The sequence below is a fragment of the Dethiosulfatarculus sandiegensis genome (assembly GCF_000931935.2).
Taxonomy (GTDB): domain Bacteria; phylum Desulfobacterota; class Desulfarculia; order Desulfarculales; family Desulfarculaceae; genus Dethiosulfatarculus; species Dethiosulfatarculus sandiegensis.
In genome coordinates, this window is the sequence record NZ_AZAC01000024.1 from 17999 (window position 1) to 37625 (window position 19627).

Annotated in this window: 18 protein-coding genes and 1 pseudogene; 12 read left to right on the forward strand and 7 right to left on the reverse strand. The window is 54.2% G+C overall.

What is annotated here, in order from left to right; translation table 11 throughout:
• Positions 1-31 precede the first annotated feature (31 nt).
• Positions 32-1393 (reverse strand): alkaline phosphatase family protein, encoded by a 1362-nt coding sequence (locus tag X474_RS15850; RefSeq protein WP_044350266.1) that lies wholly within the window; start codon positions 1391-1393, stop codon positions 32-34.
• A gap of 204 nt (positions 1394-1597) precedes the next feature.
• Between X474_RS15850 and ileS the strand changes: the two genes are divergently transcribed.
• The 8 genes and pseudogenes from ileS to X474_RS15890 form a co-directional block, all read left to right on the forward strand.
• Positions 1598-4384 carry an isoleucine--tRNA ligase gene (gene ileS / locus X474_RS15855; protein ID WP_044350267.1) on the forward strand — a complete coding sequence of 929 codons (2787 nt, stop codon included), beginning with the start codon at positions 1598-1600 and terminating at the stop codon, positions 4382-4384.
• Between the two features lie 9 nt (positions 4385-4393).
• Positions 4394-4861, forward strand: a complete 468-nt coding sequence (lspA, locus tag X474_RS15860; protein WP_044350268.1) for a signal peptidase II — start codon at positions 4394-4396, stop codon at positions 4859-4861.
• Positions 4862-4890: 29 nt separating this feature from the next.
• Positions 4891-5670 (forward strand): prolipoprotein diacylglyceryl transferase, encoded by a 780-nt coding sequence (gene lgt / locus X474_RS15865; protein WP_044350269.1) that lies wholly within the window; start codon positions 4891-4893, stop codon positions 5668-5670.
• Complete coding sequence (gcvH, locus tag X474_RS15870) at positions 5667-6062, forward strand: glycine cleavage system protein GcvH (RefSeq protein WP_044350271.1); 396 nt, start codon at positions 5667-5669, stop codon at positions 6060-6062. The genes lgt and gcvH overlap by 4 nt, the downstream gene beginning before the upstream one ends.
• Before the next feature lie 11 nt (positions 6063-6073).
• On the forward strand, positions 6074-6625 hold the full coding sequence (locus tag X474_RS15875) for an FmdE family protein (protein ID WP_052515289.1): 552 nt from the start codon (positions 6074-6076) through the stop codon (positions 6623-6625).
• Positions 6622-7215 carry an HD domain-containing protein gene (locus X474_RS15880; RefSeq protein ID WP_044350273.1) on the forward strand — a complete coding sequence of 198 codons (594 nt, stop codon included), beginning with the start codon at positions 6622-6624 and terminating at the stop codon, positions 7213-7215. The genes X474_RS15875 and X474_RS15880 overlap by 4 nt, the downstream gene beginning before the upstream one ends.
• A gap of 76 nt (positions 7216-7291) precedes the next feature.
• A complete protein-coding gene (locus X474_RS15885; protein WP_044350275.1) occupies positions 7292-8704 on the forward strand; it encodes an alkaline phosphatase family protein in 1413 nt (470 codons plus the stop codon).
• 133 nt (positions 8705-8837) lie between these two features.
• Positions 8838-9413, forward strand: a pseudogene (locus tag X474_RS15890) (DsbA family oxidoreductase); the annotation flags it as partial.
• A gap of 72 nt (positions 9414-9485) precedes the next feature.
• Here the strand turns inward: X474_RS15890 and X474_RS15895 are convergent.
• Together X474_RS15895 and X474_RS15900 are read right to left on the reverse strand one after the other, a co-directional pair.
• Positions 9486-9986 carry a hypothetical protein gene (locus X474_RS15895; RefSeq protein ID WP_044350277.1) on the reverse strand — a complete coding sequence of 167 codons (501 nt, stop codon included), beginning with the start codon at positions 9984-9986 and terminating at the stop codon, positions 9486-9488.
• Complete coding sequence (locus X474_RS15900) at positions 9983-11545, reverse strand: class I adenylate-forming enzyme family protein (protein ID WP_052515294.1); 1563 nt, start codon at positions 11543-11545, stop codon at positions 9983-9985. The genes X474_RS15895 and X474_RS15900 overlap by 4 nt, the downstream gene beginning before the upstream one ends.
• A 137-nt stretch (positions 11546-11682) precedes the next feature.
• On the opposite strand from X474_RS15900, the gene X474_RS15905 reads away from it, so the two are divergent.
• Positions 11683-12888: an SAM-dependent methyltransferase gene (locus tag X474_RS15905; protein ID WP_044350279.1), complete on the forward strand. Its 1206-nt coding sequence runs from the start codon at positions 11683-11685 to the stop codon at positions 12886-12888.
• Here X474_RS15905 and cbiE read toward each other — a convergent pair.
• Positions 12878-14011, reverse strand: a complete 1134-nt coding sequence (gene cbiE, locus X474_RS15910) for a precorrin-6y C5,15-methyltransferase (decarboxylating) subunit CbiE (protein WP_044350280.1) — start codon at positions 14009-14011, stop codon at positions 12878-12880. The two genes, X474_RS15905 and cbiE, sit on opposite strands and share 11 nt — an antisense overlap.
• Before the next feature lie 358 nt (positions 14012-14369).
• On the opposite strand from cbiE, the gene rpsU reads away from it, so the two are divergent.
• From rpsU to gap, 3 genes are all read left to right on the forward strand, one after another.
• The gene (gene rpsU, locus X474_RS15915) at positions 14370-14582 is read left to right on the forward strand and encodes a 30S ribosomal protein S21 (protein ID WP_044350281.1); all 213 of its coding nucleotides are present in this window, start codon (positions 14370-14372) and stop codon (positions 14580-14582) included.
• Positions 14583-14884: 302 nt separating this feature from the next.
• Positions 14885-15454 (forward strand): GAF domain-containing protein, encoded by a 570-nt coding sequence (locus X474_RS15920; protein ID WP_044350282.1) that lies wholly within the window; start codon positions 14885-14887, stop codon positions 15452-15454.
• 10 nt (positions 15455-15464) lie between these two features.
• Positions 15465-16475: a type I glyceraldehyde-3-phosphate dehydrogenase gene (gene gap / locus X474_RS15925; RefSeq protein ID WP_044350283.1), complete on the forward strand. Its 1011-nt coding sequence runs from the start codon at positions 15465-15467 to the stop codon at positions 16473-16475.
• 73 nt (positions 16476-16548) lie between these two features.
• Here the strand turns inward: gap and X474_RS15930 are convergent, their stop codons facing one another.
• The 3 genes from X474_RS15930 to X474_RS15940 form a co-directional block, all read right to left on the reverse strand.
• Positions 16549-17340: an ABC transporter ATP-binding protein gene (locus X474_RS15930; protein WP_044350295.1), complete on the reverse strand. Its 792-nt coding sequence runs from the start codon at positions 17338-17340 to the stop codon at positions 16549-16551.
• Positions 17341-17354: 14 nt separating this feature from the next.
• Positions 17355-18245: an ABC transporter permease gene (locus X474_RS15935; protein ID WP_044350284.1), complete on the reverse strand. Its 891-nt coding sequence runs from the start codon at positions 18243-18245 to the stop codon at positions 17355-17357.
• 76 nt (positions 18246-18321) lie between these two features.
• On the reverse strand, positions 18322-19281 hold the full coding sequence (locus tag X474_RS15940; RefSeq protein ID WP_052515291.1) for an ABC transporter substrate-binding protein: 960 nt from the start codon (positions 19279-19281) through the stop codon (positions 18322-18324).
• Positions 19282-19627: the final 346 nt, after the last annotated feature.

The window sequence follows — 19627 nt, forward strand, 5'->3', positions numbered from 1 at the left end:
AGCCGGTTTTTTAAAGACCTCTTAACCCCTATTATAGAATGGAATGCCCGTCGAGTCCCGGAGGGGTTGCAACATTCAACAATTCCATAATGGTGGCGGTGAGATCTTCCAGACGCGGGAGCGTCTCCCTTTTGGGGGGATCTTTGATGCCGGTCAAGTGCACAAAGGCCCCTTCCCTGACATGCATGCCCGGCAGATTGGCAGGGCCGAGGACAGCAGGGACATTGAGGTTGGCTTTCAGGTCAAAACCCGGATTAGGCTCCACTATCAGGTCCGCGGCCTTCCCCAGGTGGGGGCCTGAGTAGAGCTCCTCCCTGCGGTAGACCCTTCTTATCAAGGGCTCGTTTGTCTCCGGATGGCTGATTCCGGAAATTCGGTGGATAAGCTCCTGGCGCAGGTCCTCATACTCGGTGCCCTGGGGCACTGTGCCCCTTTCCTCCCTGCCTTCCAGGTTTACGAAGACCCTGCCCGGCACCAGGCTGTAGGCCCGGCTGTCCGGCAGCATGGTCAAAAGTTCTTTTTGCCCCTTGCCAAAATGGAGATAGCCGTTTTCCTCCAGCCATTGGTTTAAAAAAACCAGGGCCCGGGTGGAGGCAAAGCCATGGTCGCTTACCAGGGCCAGGCGGCAGCCGTCCGGAAGCTGCTCCAGAAGTTCTCCCAGGTAGGAATCCAGCTTCTGATAAAAGCCAAAGAAATCCCGGTTGCCTTCCTCGGTGCCGAGGATCTGGTCACTCCACAAAAAGTGATTGAGCCGGTCGGTTGACATGACGTGCAGGTGGAATATGTCCCAGCTAAAGGAGCGCATAAGGTCAAAGCAGGCCACAAACCGCCTGGTCATGGTGGTGTGCAAATCCGCCATAAAGGCGTCCATGTCTTCAAAAGCAAGGTTGGTGTCCACGTCGATGCGGTATTCCTTTTCCATAAGCTTGGGGGCCAGCTCCACCGGATAGGTGGCCTTGCTCAAATCCGGGCTCAGAAAACCGCCGACCATGAACCCATTGACCCGCCTGGGCGGATAGGTGAGGGGCAGGTTAACCACTCCCACCATTTTGCCGGCTCTGCTAAGGTATTCCCATAAAGTGGGAACCTTGATATCGTTTGAAGAGGGAATATGTACTGAAAAGGGATTGGGGTGCCGGTCTACAAAACCGAATACACCATGTTTCCCGGGATTTACTCCGGTGGCATAATTAGCCCAGGCCACTGTGCTCACTGTGGGCACCACAGAGTCAAGGGGTATGGAAACGCCCCTTTGCAATACGCCGGCCAGATTGGGCATCACCCCGCTATGGGCCGCTTTGGTCAGAAAAGTCAGCGGCACGCCGTCAAGGCCCAGAACGAAGAGCCGGTCCTCAGCTTGTTCCCGCTGGAAGAGTCGCTTGAGAAACTTCACTTACTCCCCGCAATCATAGGGTTTTTTATCAAGTGGTAAACTCTAACCCCAGCCTAGGGACAAGTCAAGGCAATTGCAAGTTGGATTTATAACCATTTTAGTTATGAAAAACCTTGCCAAAAGCCTTCTTGACTTGTATGCCCACTATGGTAGAAACGTGAGATTCTAGGAACTTGTTATAACAATATCGCCAAGGATTCCGTCATGGACTATAAAGACACCCTTAACCTTCCCAAAACCAAATTCGCAATGAAAGCGAATCTTCCCCAAAGAGAGCCTCAGTTCCTGGCTCGCTGGGAAGAATCTCGACTTTATCATCGCCTGCGCGAGGCCTCGGAGAACCGTCCCAGGTATATTCTGCACGACGGCCCACCTTATGCCAACGGCCACATTCATATGGGTACGGCCCTGAACAAAATACTCAAGGACATTATTGTAAAATCCCGCCAGATGAACGGCTTTGACGCCACCTATGTGCCCGGCTGGGATTGCCATGGCCTGCCTATTGAACACGAAGTGGACAAAAAACTGGGTCCCAAAAAGCGCGACATGACCAAGGTGCAGATCAGAAAGCGCTGCCGGGAGTTTGCAGGCAAATTCATTGATGTGCAACGCGATGAGTTCAAGCGCCTGGGCGTTTTGGGTTGTTGGGAAGATCCCTACCTCACCATGAAATATGAGTATGAGGCCATCATTGCCGAAGAATTCGCCAAGATCTATCAAAAAGGCAACGTCTATCGCTCCAAGAAACCCATTTACTGGTGCAACTCCTGCCGCACCGCCCTGGCCGAGGCGGAGGTTGAATATGCGGACCACACCAGCCCCAGCATATACGTTTCCTTTAAGGTGAAAGATGACCTCTCCGCCAAATACCCTGAGCTGAAGGGGATCGACACCTATCTGGTGATCTGGACCACCACCCCCTGGACCATCCCCAGCAACCTGGCTGTGGCCGCTCATCCGGACTTTGAGTATGTGGCCGTAAAGCACGAGGGCAAGGCCTACATCCTGGCCGCCCGCCTGGCCCCGGTCTGCATGGAGACCTTTGGATTCAGCGGTTGGGAGACTCTTTGCGAAATCAATCCCCGGGACCTGGAAGGCGTCAAGGCCAAGCATCCCCTTTTCGACCGCGAATCCGTGGGCGTTTTAGCCGACTATGTCACCCTGGAAAGCGGCACCGGACTGGTCCACACCGCTCCGGGCCACGGTCGCGAGGACTATGAAACCGGCCTGAAATACGGTCTGGAGGCCTATTCTCCTCTGGACGACGGCGGACGCTTTGAAAAAGAAGTGGAGTTCTTCGCCGGGATGGAGGTCTTTGAGGCCAATCCGCATGTCATAGCCAAGCTCAAGGAAGTGGGCGCGCTTTTGGCCAGCGAGGATATCACCCACTCCTATCCCCATTGCTGGCGCTGCAAAAAACCGGTCATCTTCAGGGCCACGCCCCAGTGGTTCATCTCCATGGATGAGAACGACCTGCGCCAAAAAGCCCTGTCCGCCATTAAAAACGATGTGCGCTGGGTTCCCAAATGGGGCAGGGAGCGCATCTACTCCATGATCGAAAACCGTCCCGACTGGTGCATCAGCCGTCAGCGCTCCTGGGGCGTGCCTATCACGGTATTCACCTGTCAGGAATGCGGCGAGGCGGTGCTCACCCCTGAAATGGCCGAGCAGATCAAAGAGGCCTTTTTGGAAGAAGGCGCAGACGCTTGGTTCAGCCGGGACGTGCACGAACTTCTGCCTAAGGGCGCCAACTGCCCCCATTGCGGAGCCGACGCCCTGAAAAAGGAAACCGACATCTTAGATGTCTGGTTTGACTCGGGCTGCAGCCAGGCCGCGGTCCTGAAACCCAGGGCCGACCAGAACTGGCCCGCTGACATGTATCTGGAAGGCAGTGACCAGCACAGGGGCTGGTTCCACAGCTCCCTTTTGTGCTCCATGGCCACCGAGGGCAAGGCCCCTTACGGCACGGTTCTGACCCACGGTTACGTGGTCGACGGCGACGGCCGCAAAATGTCCAAGAGCCTGGGCAACGTGATTCCGCCCCAGAAAATCGCCAACCAGTACGGCGCCGAGATCATGCGGCTTTGGGTGGCTGCGGAAGACTACACAGACGATATCCGCATCAGCCACGACTTTCTGAAGCAGCTCTCCGAGGGCTATCGCCGCATCAGAAACACCATGCGCTTTCTGCTCGGCAACTTAAACGACTTTAATCCGGAAACCGACCAGGTCGCCAAAGAAGATATGCGTGAGCTGGACCGCCTGATGATGCATCGCCTGCAGGAGTTCACTGCCCGCATCTTAAAGGGATATGAAGACTTCCAGTTCCACAATGTCTACCACGGAATCCATCATTTCTGCGTGGTGGACCTCTCCGGTTTCTATCTGGATGTGACCAAGGACTGCCTGTACACCAGCGCACCGGCCTCCAAGGCCAGGCGCTCGGCCCAGACGGTTCTGTACAACCTTTTGATGAACATGGTCAGGCTCATGGCCCCGATTATGAGCTTCACGGCTGAAGATATCTGGGATTTCCTGCCCTGGGCCGATGAAAAAAGGGAAAGCGTGCACCTGGAGTCCTTCCCCAAGGTGGACGAATCCTTTATGGATGAAGAGCTGAACGCCAAGTGGACCAGCCTTCTGAACGCCAGGGACTGGATCAACAAGGGCCTGGATATGATGAGAAAAGACAAGGTCGTCGGCAATTCGCTGGAGGCCAAACTCACCATGAGCCGTCAGGGTGAATTGGCCGAACTTCTTGAAAAAGAGGTCGAAAACCTGGCCGAAATCACCATGGTCAGCGAGATAGACTTCACCGACCAGGTGGAAACCCCCTTGGTGGACACCGAAGAGTCAGGCGTGCCCGGATACACCATCGAGGCCACCAGCTATGAAAAATGCCCCCGTTGCTGGAAACGCAAACCAGAGGTGGGTGGCGGTCAGGAAATCTGCCACAGCTGCCAAGAGGCCCTGGACCAACTGGGATAGGGCTCTTATATGAAGCGGCTTCAAAAAATGGCCGTCATCGCCTTTATGGTGGTGGGGCTTGATCAGCTCACCAAGGCCCTGGCTGTCCATTACCTGGGCGGCCAGGGCGGTGTGCCGATTATTCCGGGCTTTGCCGAACTGGTTCTGGTCTACAACCGGGGCGCGGCCTTTGGCATTTTCAGTGATTTTGTTCATGCCAAGTGGCTTTTGGCCGTACTCACCCTGGTGGCCCTTTTTGTGGCGGGCTGGGTGGCTCTGGGCAAAAGCGGAAACCACCCCCAGGTTCAGCTCAGTCTGGGCCTGATAGCCGGAGGAGCCCTAGGCAACCTAGTGGATCGGCTACGTTTAGGTCAAGTTATAGATTTTATTCACTTATATGCTGGAAACTGGCATTTCCCCGCCTTCAACCTGGCAGATGTGGCCATAAACGCGGGTGGTTTTCTCATCGCCTGGCTGTTGCTCAGGGGCAAAATCTGAAAACACCTGGTAATGAATGAGGGCATGACATGCACCCTGTGCTTATAAAGCTGGGTCCAGTAACCTTGCATTCCTACGGCCTTCTCCTGGCCCTGGGCGCAGCCCTGGGCCTTTGGCTTTTGGGGCGTCTGGCCAAAAAAAGCGGTCTTAATCCGGACAGGGTGACCAACCTGGCCGTATTGGTGCTTTTGTCCGGCATCCTGGGAGCCAGAGTTGCCTTTGTGCTCATAGAGCCCCGGGCCTTTCTGGCCGATCCCCTTTTATTTTTCCGTTTTTGGCAAGGCGGTCTGGTATTTTACGGAGGCGTGGCCGGAGGCCTTCTGGTGGGAGTGCCCTTGGCTCTGCGCTGGAAGCTGCCTGCCCTGCTCTTGATGGACTGTTTTGCCCCGGCCCTGGCCCTGGGCCAGATATTCGGGCGGTTCGGGTGTTTTTTCGCGGGATGCTGCTATGGCAAACCCTGGGACGGGCCCTGCGCCGTGATCTTCAACGATCCGGCCACCCTGGCGCCCAGAGGGATTTTCCTGCACCCGGCCCAGCTTTACACGGCCCTGGCCCTGGCCCTTATCCTGGCAGTGCTTTTGTGGCTCTGGCCCAAGCGGCGCTTTGCAGGCCAGATATTCTTTTCCTATGGCCTGATGCACGGCCTGGCCAGGGTGATAATTGAACAGTTCCGAGGAGACTGGCGCGGAGAAGAGATCCTGGGGATCATAACCCCCACCGCCTTGTTTGCCTTGGGCCTGGCAGCCGCAAGCGGCCTGGCCCTTTTTCTGCTTTTTCAACGTAACGCCAAGAAAGGAAACAAGAAATGAACCTTCCCGATGATCTCTATTACAGCCCTGAACATTTCTGGGTGCGCGACGAAGGCAAAGGCAGGGTCACTTTGGGCATCACGGACTTTGCCCAAAAACAGTTGGGCAGCCTGATTTTCATAGATCTGCCCCAGGTGGAAGACGAAGTTGAAGCCGACGACGAGATGGGCGCGGTGGAAAGCGCGAAAAGCGTATCAGACCTCATCTGCCCGGTCTCTGGTAAAATCATCGATGTAAACCAAGAAGTTATAAACGAGCCCACCCTGGTTAACGAAAGTCCTTACACCGATGGCTGGATGGTGGTTGTGGAATTATCCGATCCGGCTCAGCTCAAGGATCTGGACACCGCCGAAGACTACGAATCCAGGGTGGACAACGAAGAGGAAGAATAAGGAGAAAAACCATGCGGGTGGAAATGCTACCCCTGGACCTGCAAAAAGCGGTGGATTTTCACGGCCACCTCTGCCCGGGCCTTTTGATAGGCTACCGGGCGGTGAAGGCGGCCATGAAGGCTCTCAAATTGAACCCTTCCGTGGATGAAGAACTGGTGGCCGAAGTGGAGAACGACTCTTGCAGTGTGGATGCCTTTCAATCCATGCTCTCCACAACATTTGGCAAGGGAAACCTGAGGTTTTTAGACCATGGCAAACAGGTCTTCACCATTACGGACCGCAGTGAAAACCAAGCCGTGCGCATTGTCTTTATCGGCGACAAATTCAAGGATAAACGCCCCGACGGCTCCACTGACCGCAAGGCATATATGAAGGCCCTTTTGGACCGATCAGACGATGAGCTGTTAAAAGTGGAAGTTGTGGATGCCGCGCCCCCGGCCAAGGCCCGCATCGAGCCTTCCCTGGTTTGCCAAAGCTGCGGCGAAAATGTACAGCAGAGTAAATCCGTAAATAAAAACGGTAGGGTGTTCTGCAAACCCTGCGCCCAAAAGGAATCCAATTGAGATCCCTGGCCAAATTCCTCTTTGAGGCGGGCATGCTGAAAAAGATGCGCCGCACAGGTTATCCCTTTCTCGGCACAGGCAACGAGTCAGTGGCTGACCACAGCTTCAGGGCCGCTCTTCTGGGCTATATGCTTGCCTTGCAACAGCCTGAACTCGACGCCCCCAAGGTGGCGCTTTTGCTTTTGCATCACGACCTGGCCGAGGCCCGCACCGGCGACCTGAACTATATGCAGAAACGCTATGCCAAGGCAGACGAAGAAAAGGCCATCGAACACCAGGTGCGTGACCTGCCCGAGGTGCTGGCCGAGAGCGTTCGCAGCCTGACCAGGGAATTCAACGAATCCAAGACACCTGAGGCGATGTTGGCCCGGGATGCGGATCAGCTGGATTTTCTGATCGAGTTGAAAGAACAGAAAGACCTGGGCAACAAATATGCGGACGACTGGATCCGCTATGCCTTGAAACGTCTGCAGACAGACGCAGGCAAGGAACTGGCCCGGGAAATCCTGACCACAGACTGGACTGAATGGTGGTTTGAAAAAAGAGACGATCTTTGGGCCCCGCCCAATGGCGAAAACGGAGATAAATAATCCGCTCCCCTATTCTAGATAATTTGGGGGTTTTGCATAAGAGAGCCCCCTTTTTCAAACAGGACGTCCCAAAAGCATGACTCCCCGGCCCAAACTGGCCATCATAGGCTTAGACTGCGCACCCCCGGAGCTGGTCTTTGACCGACTGGCCCATCACATGCCCTTTGTAAGCTCCTTAATGGACCGGGGCGTCCATGGGCCCATGCACTCCACGGAACCGCCGATAACCGTTCCGGCCTGGAGCGCCATGATGACCAGCCTTGATCCGGGGCAGCTCGGTTTTTACGGTTTCAGAAACCGTTCGGCCTATGACTACAACTCCCTTGCCATAGCCACTTCCCGGGCGGTGAAAGAGGCCCGCCTGTGGGATTATCTGGGGCAGGCCGGGCTTAAATCCATTGTCCTGAATGTGCCCCAGACTTATCCGCCCAGCCCCATAAACGGGCTCATGGTAAGCGGGTTTCTCGCACCGGACACAGACAGCCAGTTCACCTTTCCCAGGGGGCTCAAGCTCAGGCTGGACGAATTCTGCCAGGGTGAGTACATCATAGACGCCAGGAATTTCCGCACCCACAATAAAGACCGGCTGGCCCGTGAGATAAACCTCATGACCACCCGCCGCTTCAACCTGGCCCGCACCCTGATCAGCCAAGAGGAGTGGGACTTTTTTATGATGGTGGAGATGGGGCCGGACCGGATGCACCATGGTTTCTGGCGCTTTTTTGATCCTGAACACCGCTTTTACAAGCCCGGCAATGCCTATGAAAAGGTTATTCCGGATTACTACGCCCGGCTGGACAGGGAAATCGCCTCCCTGGTCAAGGCCATGCCTGCCGACACCCTTATCATGATAGTCAGCGACCACGGCGTTCAGCCCATGCAGGGCGGTTTTCTGATCAATGAATGGCTCTGCCGCAAAGGCTGGCTGAGCCTGAAGAAGCCTGTCACCGAGCCCGGTCCCCTTAAACCCGAGATGGTTGACTGGCAAAACACCCTGGCCTGGGCCGAAGGCGGTTATTACAGCCGCATTTTCCTTAACTTGATGGACAGGGAGCCCCAGGGGGCTTTAGCGCCGGGAAAAAAGGATATTTTTTGCCTAAAACTCAGCCAAGAGCTGGAGGCGCTAAAAGGCCCGGATCAAAAGCCCCTTAATAACCGGGTGCTGAACCCGGCTGATTCCTATGTTGAACTCAAGGGGCTGCCCCCGGACCTGATCCTTTATCCCGGAGACCTGGCCTGGAGAGCCTTGAGCACAGTGGGCACGGGCTGTTTATTCAGTTTTGAAAACGATACCGGGCCGGATGACGCCAACCACGCACCCTGGGGCATATTCATGGCAGCTCCCAAACAGGGCAGCCTCAAGACGGAAAATCCCCTGCCCAAGGACTTGAGCCTTTATGACGTGGCTCCCACGGCCCTTAACTGGATGGGGCAAAAAATCCCTTCCAAGATGACCGGCAGAGTTCTTTTTCTGGAAAAAACCAATTAATGAATTAGATTATGAATCGGAAACAATAACGGGCCGGTTCCATAGTCAAACTGAATTGGCCCGACAAGGAGATATGATGTCTGAAAAGGTTTTACTCGAAGTCTTCACCGACTACACCTGACCCTGGTGCTACTTCAATACCGTGAGTATTGAGGAGTTGAGAAGAGAATTCGATATAAACGTCAAGTATATCTTCCGCTTTCCCAGCCGGGATATTCCCCCCGAGGGTCTGGACATGGAGGAGGTGCTCAAAGGCAAGGACATATCAGTCAAAGACGCCATGAACACCATGAAGTTCCAGGCTGAAACCCTGAAAATGCCCTTTGGCATGCACACCATGATGTACGACAGCCGCCTGGCCCAGGAGCTCTCCAAATGGGCCGAGGAAAAGGGAAAAGGCCACGAGTTCCATGCCGAGGTCTTCAGGATCTATTTTGTGGACGGCGAAAACATCTCAGATATGAATGTGTTGGCCAAACTGGCTGAGACAGTGGGACTTGCCCCTGAAGAAGCCCGAGAGGTGCTCGAAAACCGCACCTTTAAAGAGGCTGTTGACCGGGACTGGGAATATTCTCGGGACCAAAGGATAATGGCTATCCCGACTTACAAAAACAAGGACCGCAGAATGGTCGGGGCAAAATCCTATGATTCCCTGGCCAGCCTGGTCACTCCCCTTAAAGCCGGGGAAAAGGAAATGGTTTTCCTGTAGGACAGGTTCAGCCGTTGATCACAAGAACAGGCCGCGGTTACAATGAAAAGCCGCGGCCTGTTCTTTTCTCTATCAAGCCACCAGGTGCGGGGCCCTGGTCTCGGCCTGAACCCGGAAAAGCAGATAGTCTACTTGGGACGAAAGGCAGGTCAGTTCTTCCACGCCGGTGGGACGTCCCAAAAGGCATTGCCCCAATCCGCCCCAGAATCCGGCCAAAAAGGAGGAAAAATCACGTCCAAGTTCAGCCAGGGGCGGATTCCTCACCCCGCCCAAAAACCTGGCCTCATCCGGGTTCCATTCCACCAGGATCAGCTCACCCAGTCCCTTGTCAGCCAAACTACTCAAAAACTCTCGTAAATCCGGAAGTTGCCAATTGGCCTGCTTCTCCTGGACGGGCAAAATCTTTTCACCTTCGAGAAAACCGGCCTGAAACCACCTTTGCCTCACATCCCCTTGTCCCTTGGCCACCAGGGCCAGGGCCTGGGGTTGTATGCTTATCAGCGGGGCAGACAGAGAAGCTTGGTCGCGGTTTGTCAACCTGTCTTCAGCCTGCCCCTTGCCCATGTCCGTCACGGGGCTTCCTCCTTTGTTTGCCTCAAAAGGAATTTCCGCACCTTGCCCAAGGGAGTGCAGGGGAATTCCGAACAAAAAACTATTTTCCGCGGCTTTTTGTAAGCGGCCAGACGGCCTGAACACCAGGCCAACAGATCCTCGGCCGAAGGGCTCAGGCCCTTTTCCGCTATTACATGGGCCTCACCCACCTGCCCCCAAAGTTCATGGGGAACTGCCACCACAGCCGCATCCCTTACCTGGGGGTGGGATCTCAATACCTTCTCCACCTCGGCCGGGTAAACATTCTCTCCACCGCTTATGTACATGTCCCGAGCCCGATCCACCAGATAGAAATAACCTCCGTTATCCACCCTGGCCAAATCTCCAGTGTGCAACCACCCGTCACGTATAGTTTTTTCGGTTTCTTCCGGTTCCTGCCAATATTCCTTCATCAAAACAGGGCCCCTGGCTACAATTTCACCCACTTCTCCGGGCGCGACCTGCCTGCCGGTTTTGTCCACCACCCGCACCTCGGCGTGAAAAACCGGCCTGCCCTGAGTCCCCGGCCTGGCCAGGGAATCCTCCTCAGAGGCCCAAAGTAAAATTGAGGTTTCGGTCTGCCCCATTACCTGGCGCACCGGAAAACCGGCCTTGGAACAGGCCTGTAAAAGTTCATGGGTAACCTGTTCCCCGCCGATGGCGCAGACCTTCAGGCTTTTCAAGCTGAAATCGGTTTTCCGCTTTTGCTTCAGCAGGGCGCGGTAAACCGTGGGCACAGCCAGAAACTTGCTCACCTGATGGGACTCGATGTCGCTCAAGGTCTTTTGGGGATCAAACCTGCGGTGTAAGAGCAGGGTCCCGCCCCGGTAAAGGGTTGGGGTCGCCTGGATAAAAAGGCCGCCGGAATGAAAAAGGGGCAGAATAACCAACATCAGGTCATCTGCCGACATGTTGAAAAAAATCTCGGCGTTAAGGCAGTTGAAAAAGGTTTTCCGATGGGTGAGCACCGCGCCCTTGGGCCTGCCCGTGGTGCCTGAGGTGTACATGATAACCTGGGGTTCATCCGGATCTGACGGGCCCAGAGACAACCCGGAAAAGGGCTGACAACCTTGAAAAGAAAGGGCCCCGGCCTGAAAATCCAGGACTTCGCCCTTTAGCTCATCCTCTTTTTCCGGCGCGCCCACCCGGCTTAAAAGCATGGGAGGCCTGGTTCTGTTCAGTTTTAAAGGGGCCAGCCGATCTTCAAAACCGGCGGCAAAGACCAAAAGTACGGGCCTTGAGTGGCGCAGGATGTAATCCAACTCAGGCGGGGTTAAGCGGTAATTCAAGGGTACGCAGATAAGCCCTAGCCTGCTGGCGGCCAGGTAAAGGCTTATGAACTCTGGGCAATTATCCAAAAGTAAAGCCAGGCGATCCCCTTTTTTGAGGCCCAGGTCATTAAGCCAGCAGGCCGCCCGGCATGCCCTTTTATGCAGCTGGGCATAGGTGAGGACCTCACCCTCAAAGATCAGCGCCTTTTTTTGCGGGTTAAGCTCACTCTGGCGCTTCACCCACCAGGCAGTATTCATGGATCTGATCATTAATCCCCTTTTAACCCGGCTTTTCAGCCCCTTGATCTCACTAAGCCACAGACTTGAATTACGGTCAAGCCTTGCCTCAGGCCCGCCATTCAAGATATCATCGGAAAACACCTCCATTCAGCAAGGAGAAGAGCATCATGAAAAGCACCTTGCGCAACCTTTCCGATATGCTGCATCAGGCTGACCCCGCAACACCGTTTTGTTTTGAGTTATGGAACGGCGAGGTGATATCCAAAGGAGCCAGCCCTTGCTTCACCCTTAAATTCAAGAACAAAACCGCTGCCCAAAGGCTTCTCCGCAATCGCTTTCTGGGCTTTGGGGAATGCTACATGCAGGGGGACCTGGAGCTTGACGGCAATTTTGACGATCTTTTCCGCCTGGGCATAGCCCTTGAGATGCATAAAGACAAGTTGAGCCTTTGGCAAAAGTTCGATCTTTTCCTTAGATATCTCAAAACCCTTCCCACCCTCGGCCAAGCAGGGCAAAACATCCGCCGCCACTATGACCTGGGCAATGATTTTTACTCCCTTTACCTGGACCCCAGCCTCACCTATTCCTGCGCCTATTTCAAAAAAACCGATCAAGACCTCATTTCCGCCCAGGAAGACAAATACGACCACATAACCAAAAAGCTCATGCTGAAACCAGGGGACACCCTTTTGGATATTGGCTGCGGCTGGGGAGGCATGCTGATCTTTGCCGCTTCCAACTACCGGATCAAAGGACTGGGGGTGACTCTTTCGCCGAACCAGGAAGCCTTTGCCCGCCGTCGAATTGAAGAATTGGGGTTGGCCGGCAAGATCCAGGTTCGACTTCAAGATTACCGCCAGGTCGAGGGACAGTTTGACAAAATCGTCTCCATAGGCATGTACGAACATGTGGGCAAGCGGTTTCAAAAGAAATTCATGCAAAAAGTGTCAAGCCTTTTGAAGCCCGGAGGTTTGGGTCTTCTGCACACCATAGGCAAAGACACCCCCTCCCCCACTGATCCCTGGACCCTGCGTTATATCTTCCCCGGCGGTTATCTGCCGAGCCTGTCCGAGATAACCGGGGCCATGGGAGAAAAAGGCTTAAGCATCTGGGATGTGGAAAACCTGAGGCTTCACTATGCCCACACCCTGGATCTTTGGGCTGATAAGTTTGAAACCAACTGGGAAAAGGCCATAGAAATGACTGATCGGTCCTTTGCCAGGCGCTGGAGGCTTTTTCTGCGCAGTTCAGCGGCAGGCTTTCGCTATGGCCAAACCAGGTTGTTTCAACTTTTATTTTGCAAGGGCCTTAACAATAAGCTTCCCTTGACCAGGGAACATATTTATGCCTTGCGAGAGCCGGTCAGGCCTTGATCGCCAGGCAAAGAAAACAGCTGTCGCTCATTTCGTCAGGCCTTGCCCGCCCCACAGCCAGGCTGAGGCAACGCAGGTTTTTGGTCAAAGCGCCGAGTTCCGCCAGGGCCTTTTTTTGTTGAGTTTCTTTTCGGCAGGACACAGCCAGGACGCCGCCCGGCCCAAGCTCCAACCACAGGGACTTTAAATCCGCCTGGCTCCGAAGTCTTTCTCCGGCTACATGTATGGCTCCGGGCTGTTTCAGGCCTTCTGTGGATTGCCCCGGAGTTGTCACCTCCAGATTGGCGGCTCCATATTCTGAACAAAGGAGCTTGAGATCCTTTTCCTTTTCGGGATCGGAATGAAAAGCAACCACCCCGCCTTGCCAAAGGCGTCGGCTGGCGCAAAGGGCCATATACGGATCCGGGTTAAAGACATCCCAAAAACAATCAGCCTTGTGCAGATCAAGGTTGGCCAAAACAGCGGCCCTGATCTCCCTGCCCAGCTCCGGATCGGTGAAAACCGGCAAAAGACCTTTGCGCAAAAGCACCATCATGGACAGCTTGGCGAATTCCCGACTCTTTATTTGCTCAAGCTCCCACAGGTTCACCTTTTCAGAGGCCATGCCCAGATCTTCCAGCACCCAGGCCTGCCATTTGTCCTGCCCCCTTTGTAAAAGCAGCTCAGCCACCCTGGCCGGGGTATGCAGATGATCATTTAACACCGCCACTTGGTCGGACCGTATCAGGGCCGGAAAAAGATCCCGGATTCTGCCGCCATGCATGCAGACCACCTGGGCCCCCACCCAGGAGAGCTTGAGCCGGGCAAAGGCAGCCTGAAAAGAAGAGATATTGCAGATTATTTCAAATTCAGCTTCAGGCAATCTTTGAGCCAGCTTCCAGGCAACACCGTAAAAACCCGGATCACCGGAGGCCAGCACCACCACATGACTGGTCTTGGAATGGGTGACTATCTCATCCAAAAACTTCTCCAGATCGGCTTTTTTCAATCGCCTGGCGGTGCTTTCGGCAAAAAGCGCAAGGTGCCTTTCGGCTCCGGCCAACACCTCGGCCTTTTTTACGGCCTTTTGCACCTCGGGGGTAAGGGAATCAGCCCCCAGGCCCAGGCCTACAACCGTAACCATGAAAAAACCTCCCCAGTCTGGGGCATCTTTAGAACAGGCTCCTTACTTCCTGAAAGTAAGGGAGTTATCGCACTATCTATTACTTTTTCACTTTGTCGGGTCAGACGACAAGGCTTTTTAACAATTTGTGAGTGAGAACAAATCCAAAAGCCCTTGCACCACGGGCATATCCATTGAAAAATGCTCTTAAGCCGTGTATTCTTTCTGAGTCAACAAATAATCCAAGCAACTTAAATGAATCGCGCCCAGCCGGTTCAGCAACCGGTCCGTGCGTATGTCTTCCTTTCAATCAATCGTGTCCTATAATCTACCGCTTTTCGGTAATGGCATTAACAAAAACAGGAGGAATTAATTAATCGTGGAAGTCAGGGTCGCAGATAACAACGTTGAAAAAGCAATTAAGGTCCTTAAAAGAAAACTTATTAAAGAAGGTGTTTTTCGTCAGCTGAAGGAAAAACGCTGGGCCGAAAAACCCTCGGACAAACGCCGCCGCAAGGAAAGACAGGCCGCTCGCCGTCTGCGTCGTCAGATGTCCCGAGCCCGCGCCCGCACCACCGGCCGCCCCCACTAAAAATAAATATTTTTTCCTGATCCCCGTTTAAGGGATACACTACTGTTTCGGCAGCTTGATCACTCCATCTGACCTTGGCAATTATTCCAAAACGTGCTTGGTCAATGGGGTGAATCTTGCGCCGAGGCTTTTTTTCTGTTCTCTTTTTCTCTCCTTTTGCTCCTTCAAATTTAAATTTTTTGTCCGGTTCCGAATTTCCGTAAAAAATCTGTTACTTTCCTTGCTACTTAAGTTTGCTATAATTTTTGAATGACGCTCCTAACTGAACGCCGAAAAAAAACGGCCTGACCACGGGAGACAATATGGAACCAATTTACCGCAGAAAAGACTTTTTCGAGGCCCTTTATGAAGTGGCCAAGGTGATTAACGCTTCCCTTGAGCCCAAGGAGGTGTTGTCAAAAATCGTTAACTCAGTGGCTGAGGCCATGGATGTCAAGGCCTGCTCTTTACGCATCCTGGGCAGCCGGGGCAGAAGGCTGACCTTGGGGGCATATAAAGGCCTCAGCGAAGATTACATTCAAAAAGGCCCCATCCTGGTTGCCGAAAGCGGGCTCGACAGACGTGCGCTTTCCGGAGAGTCGGTTTATCTGCATGACGCCCAGACTTCGGATGAATGGCAGTACAAGGACAGGGCCAAGGAGGAGGGCATCCGCTCGGTTCTGGTGGTGCCTTTAATGGTGGAGGAAAAGGCCATTGGCATACTCAGGGCATACAGCGGGGAAATAAGGGAGTTTGACCCGGATGAGATGAAATTTCTCGAGGCCTCGGCCAGCTTAAGCGCCCTGGCCCTGGAAAACGCTCGCCTGCATGAGGCCTTGAAACGGGACTATGACCTTCTCATTCAACATGAATACCGTCTGGACGACAACTAGGAGGTGACTGATGATCCGCCTTGGCATAAACGGATTCGGCCGCATAGGCCGTCAGGTTCTCAAGGCCATCATTGAGCGTCACCCTGATGACCTGTCTGTGGTGGCGGTAAATGATCTGGGCGATGTAAAGACAAACGCCCATCTCTTTAAATACGACACCAGTTACGGCCGTTTTAACGGGACAGTTGCAATTGAAGAAAACCGTTTTCTGTTAAACGGCAACCCGGTGGAAAACTTAAGCTATCGAGACCCTGCCCAGATCCCCTGGTCTGACCTGGGGGTGGAGATTGTGCTGGAGAGCACCGGTCTTTTCCGCACCGGGCCCACGGCGGAGGCCCATTTAAGGGCCGGGGCCAAAAAAGTTCTGATCAGCGCACCGGGCAAGGAAGTGGACGGCACCTTTGTCATGGGGGTCAACCACAAAGACTACAACCCCAAGGAGCATGAGATCATCAGCAACGCCTCTTGCACCACCAACTGCCTGGCTCCGCCGGCCAAGGTGGTTCACGAGCGCTTCGGCATCACACGCGGGGTGATGACCACGGTCCACTCCTACACCAATGACCAACGTATCCTGGACTTGCCTCACAAGGACCTGAGAAGGGCCAGAACCGCGGGGGCCAACATCATCCCCACCACCACCGGAGCGGCCAAGGCCGTAGCCCTGGTGGTGCCGGAGCTGGAAGGCAAATTCGACGGTTTTTCCCTGAGGGTGCCGACGCCCACGGTCTCGGTGGTGGATTTTACTGCACTCTTGGAAAAAGACACCGACACCGAAGGCCTGCGACAGGCCCTGATAGAGGCTGCCGAAGGAGAGCTAAAGGGCATCATGGCCTGCCAGGATGAGCCTCTGGTCTCAAGCGACTACAAGGGCGATCCCCATTCCTCGATCATTGACCTGCCCTTTACCATGGTCTATTCCAAGAACATGGCCAAGGTGCTCACCTGGTATGACAATGAATGGGGCTATTCCTGCCGCCTGGCCGATCTGGCCCAATATGTGGCCTCTTTCATGGGCTGAAAAAAACCCGCCAGACAAATAAACTGCGTCCCGGCCTGAAATATGCCGGGACGCAGTTTTTCATTACTTGGCCTCAATTGGTCTCGGCCGTAAACAACGTCTCGTCTTTCAATGATTTACCGAACTTACTCACCACCTCGGGCACGGTTAGCTCCTGTTTTTCACTGCCCTTGACATCCAGTTGAACCCTGCCCTGATGCAGCATGATCATGCGGTCGCCATGGCTTAAGGCCTGGTTCATATTGTGGGTGACCATAAGGGTGGTGAGCCGGTTTTCCTCGACCATCCTGTTGGTCAGTTCCATAACCTTGGCTGCGGTCTTGGGGTCCAGGGCGGCCGTATGCTCATCTAAAAGCAAAAGCCTGGGCATGGTGAGGGTGGTCATCAATAGGGCCAGGGACTGACGTTGACCGCCGGACAAAAGGCCGACTTTATCATTCAGCCGATCTTCCAGCCCCAGTTCCAGCACCTTGAGAATCTCGGCGTAACGCTTGCGCCTGGCCTTGGTGACTCCCCACTTAAGCCCCCTTTTCTGTCCCCTCAATTCAGCCAGACACATATTCTCGGCAATGGTCATGCTGGCCGCGGTCCCCAGGGTGGGATCCTGAAACACCCTGGCCAGATAAGCCCCCATGGCGTACTCATGGGTCTTGGTGACATCCTGGCCGTCTATAAAAACCTTTCCCTTTTCCGCCTGATAGGTTCCGGCGATTATATTCAACATGGTTGATTTACCGGCTCCGTTTGAGCCGATAATAGTCACGAACTCACCTGATTTAACCGCCAGTTCCAGACCGTTAAGGGCCCATTTTTCATCCTGGGTGCCGAGGTTGAACACCTTGGAAACCTTCTTTAGATGGAGCATGTCACGGGCCATGATCACACCCCCCTCAGGTGAATCTTGGCCTGTTTGCCTCCTCTTATGGAAGGAATCCCCAAGGCCAGGATAACCATTAGACCGGTGGCCAACTTGAGATCTGTCGGGGCCAGGCCCAGGCGCAGGCCCACCACGATTATCAAACGATACACCACCGACCCGACCACGGCGGCCAGAGTCAGGCGGAAGGCGGTCACCGGTTTAATCAAGCCCTCTCCGATTATGATCGAGGCCAGGCCGGCCACGATCATGCCTATACCCATGCCCACATCGGCAAAACCCTGGTCCTGAGAGATCAAGGCTCCACTCAAGGCCACCAGGCTGTTGCTGAGGCCCAAGCCGAATACAGTGGCCTTGTCCGTGTTAAGCCCCAGGGAGCGTATCATCTGTTCGTTATCGCCGGTGGCCCGGAGCGCCAGGCCGTATTCTGTTTGCAGAAAATAATCCAGGCCGAACTTGGTGACCAAAATCACCAGGAAAAGAATTAGAATCACCGGGATATCCCGGCTTATGGCCAATTCTTCAAAGGGGCTGAACATGGTGGGGATCGTCAAAAGTTGGATATTGGCCCGGCCCATTATCCTTAAATTCACCGAGTAAAGAACCGTCATCATGAGGATGCCGGACAAAAGGCTGTTTATGTGCAGCCTTGTATTCAGTATCCCGGTAAGGCAACCGGCCAAAAAACCGGCCAGGGTTGCCACCAGGGCCGCCAATATGGGGTCAACCCCCAGTACGATGAGTTTGGCTGCCACAGCGCCGCCAAGGGGAAAGCTGCCGTCAACCGTCAAATCCGGAAAGGCCAAAACCCTGAAGGTCAGGGCAATGCCCAGGGCCACAAGGGCATAGGCAAAACCCTGTTCAAGGGTGATGGGCACAATGCTCTCTAACATGCGCGTCAATCCTTAACTAGCAATTGGCTCCCGGAGGCAGCCCTCCGGGAACCGGCAACCAAAATCGAAAAACCGTTTACTTAAAGACCTTTTCCGCCTGGTCAATATACTTTTGGGGAATCTTGAATCCTTGTTTTTTGGCGTTGATCAGGCTTATGTGCAGGCTTAATTTCTCTGTGTAGCCCGAAGGAATGTCACCGGGCTTTTTACCGTCCTTGAGAATCTGAACCGCCTTTTTACCGGCCGAGTAACCCACCTGAAAATAGTCAAACCCCAAGGCCACACTCGCGCCCTGGGGCACTGAGCCGGTGTCGCCTGCAAAAAGCGGAATATCCTTGTTGCCCGCCACCTTGGCCACCGAGCCCATGGCGGAAACCACAATGTTGTCACTGGTGATATAGATGGCGTCCACCCTGCCCACCAGGGACTGGGCCGCAGTGTAGACCTCGTTTGAGTTGGAGACTGTCACCTCCACCAGCTCCAAACCCAGCTCCTTCATGGCCGCCTTGGTTTTTTTGATACTCACCAAGGAGTTGGCGTCGCCCGCGTTATAGATGGTGCCCCACCTTTTTGCTTTAGGGAGCATCTCTATGTATAGCTTGATCTGCTTGGCAATGGGCCAGGCATCCGACACACCGGTCACGTTCTTGCCCGCAGGGCCCATGGTGGAGACCAGGCCCGCATCGACCGGATCTGTGACCGAGGAATATACCACCGGGATCTCTTTGATCACCTTCACCGCCGCCTGGGAGGTGGGGGTGGCAATGGCATGCACCAGATCCACCTTGTCGTCTACGAATTTCTGGGCAATGGTCTGGGCATTGGACATTTCACCCTGGGCGTTTTGCAAGTCATAAACCACCTTTACCCCGGCATCGGCCAAGGCCTTTTCAAAGCCCTTCTGATCTGCCTGAAGCGCAGGGTGAGCCACGATCACCGTCACCCCGACCTTAAACTCCTTGGCGAAAGCCCCTCCGGGCATTGCCAGTAAAAGGCCAATGCACACAAGCAAGCTGATCTTCAAAAATCTTTTCATAAAATACCCTCCCAATGATCAATGATTAAATCTATATGATTTTATTCTCCGCCAAACCGGTGTCCGGTTTAAAAACCATAAAGACGACAGATCAACAAGGATAAGGAGCGTCACGTTTCAGGGGCCGGGGAGCGTGGATGCGCCGGTTCAAATATTCGGTGTCGCCTATGCAGGAGAAATAAATCAGCCGTTTAACAGGATGAAGATCCAGGCAGGAAACAGTTGCGATAACAAGGGCTGATCCTTTGCAAGCGGCCTCAATTTAGCATAAACCACCGGGGTGAACAACGATAAGGCTTTTGGGCTGCTGGTTTTTCGAAAACCCATTCAATACTCCGTTGTATTT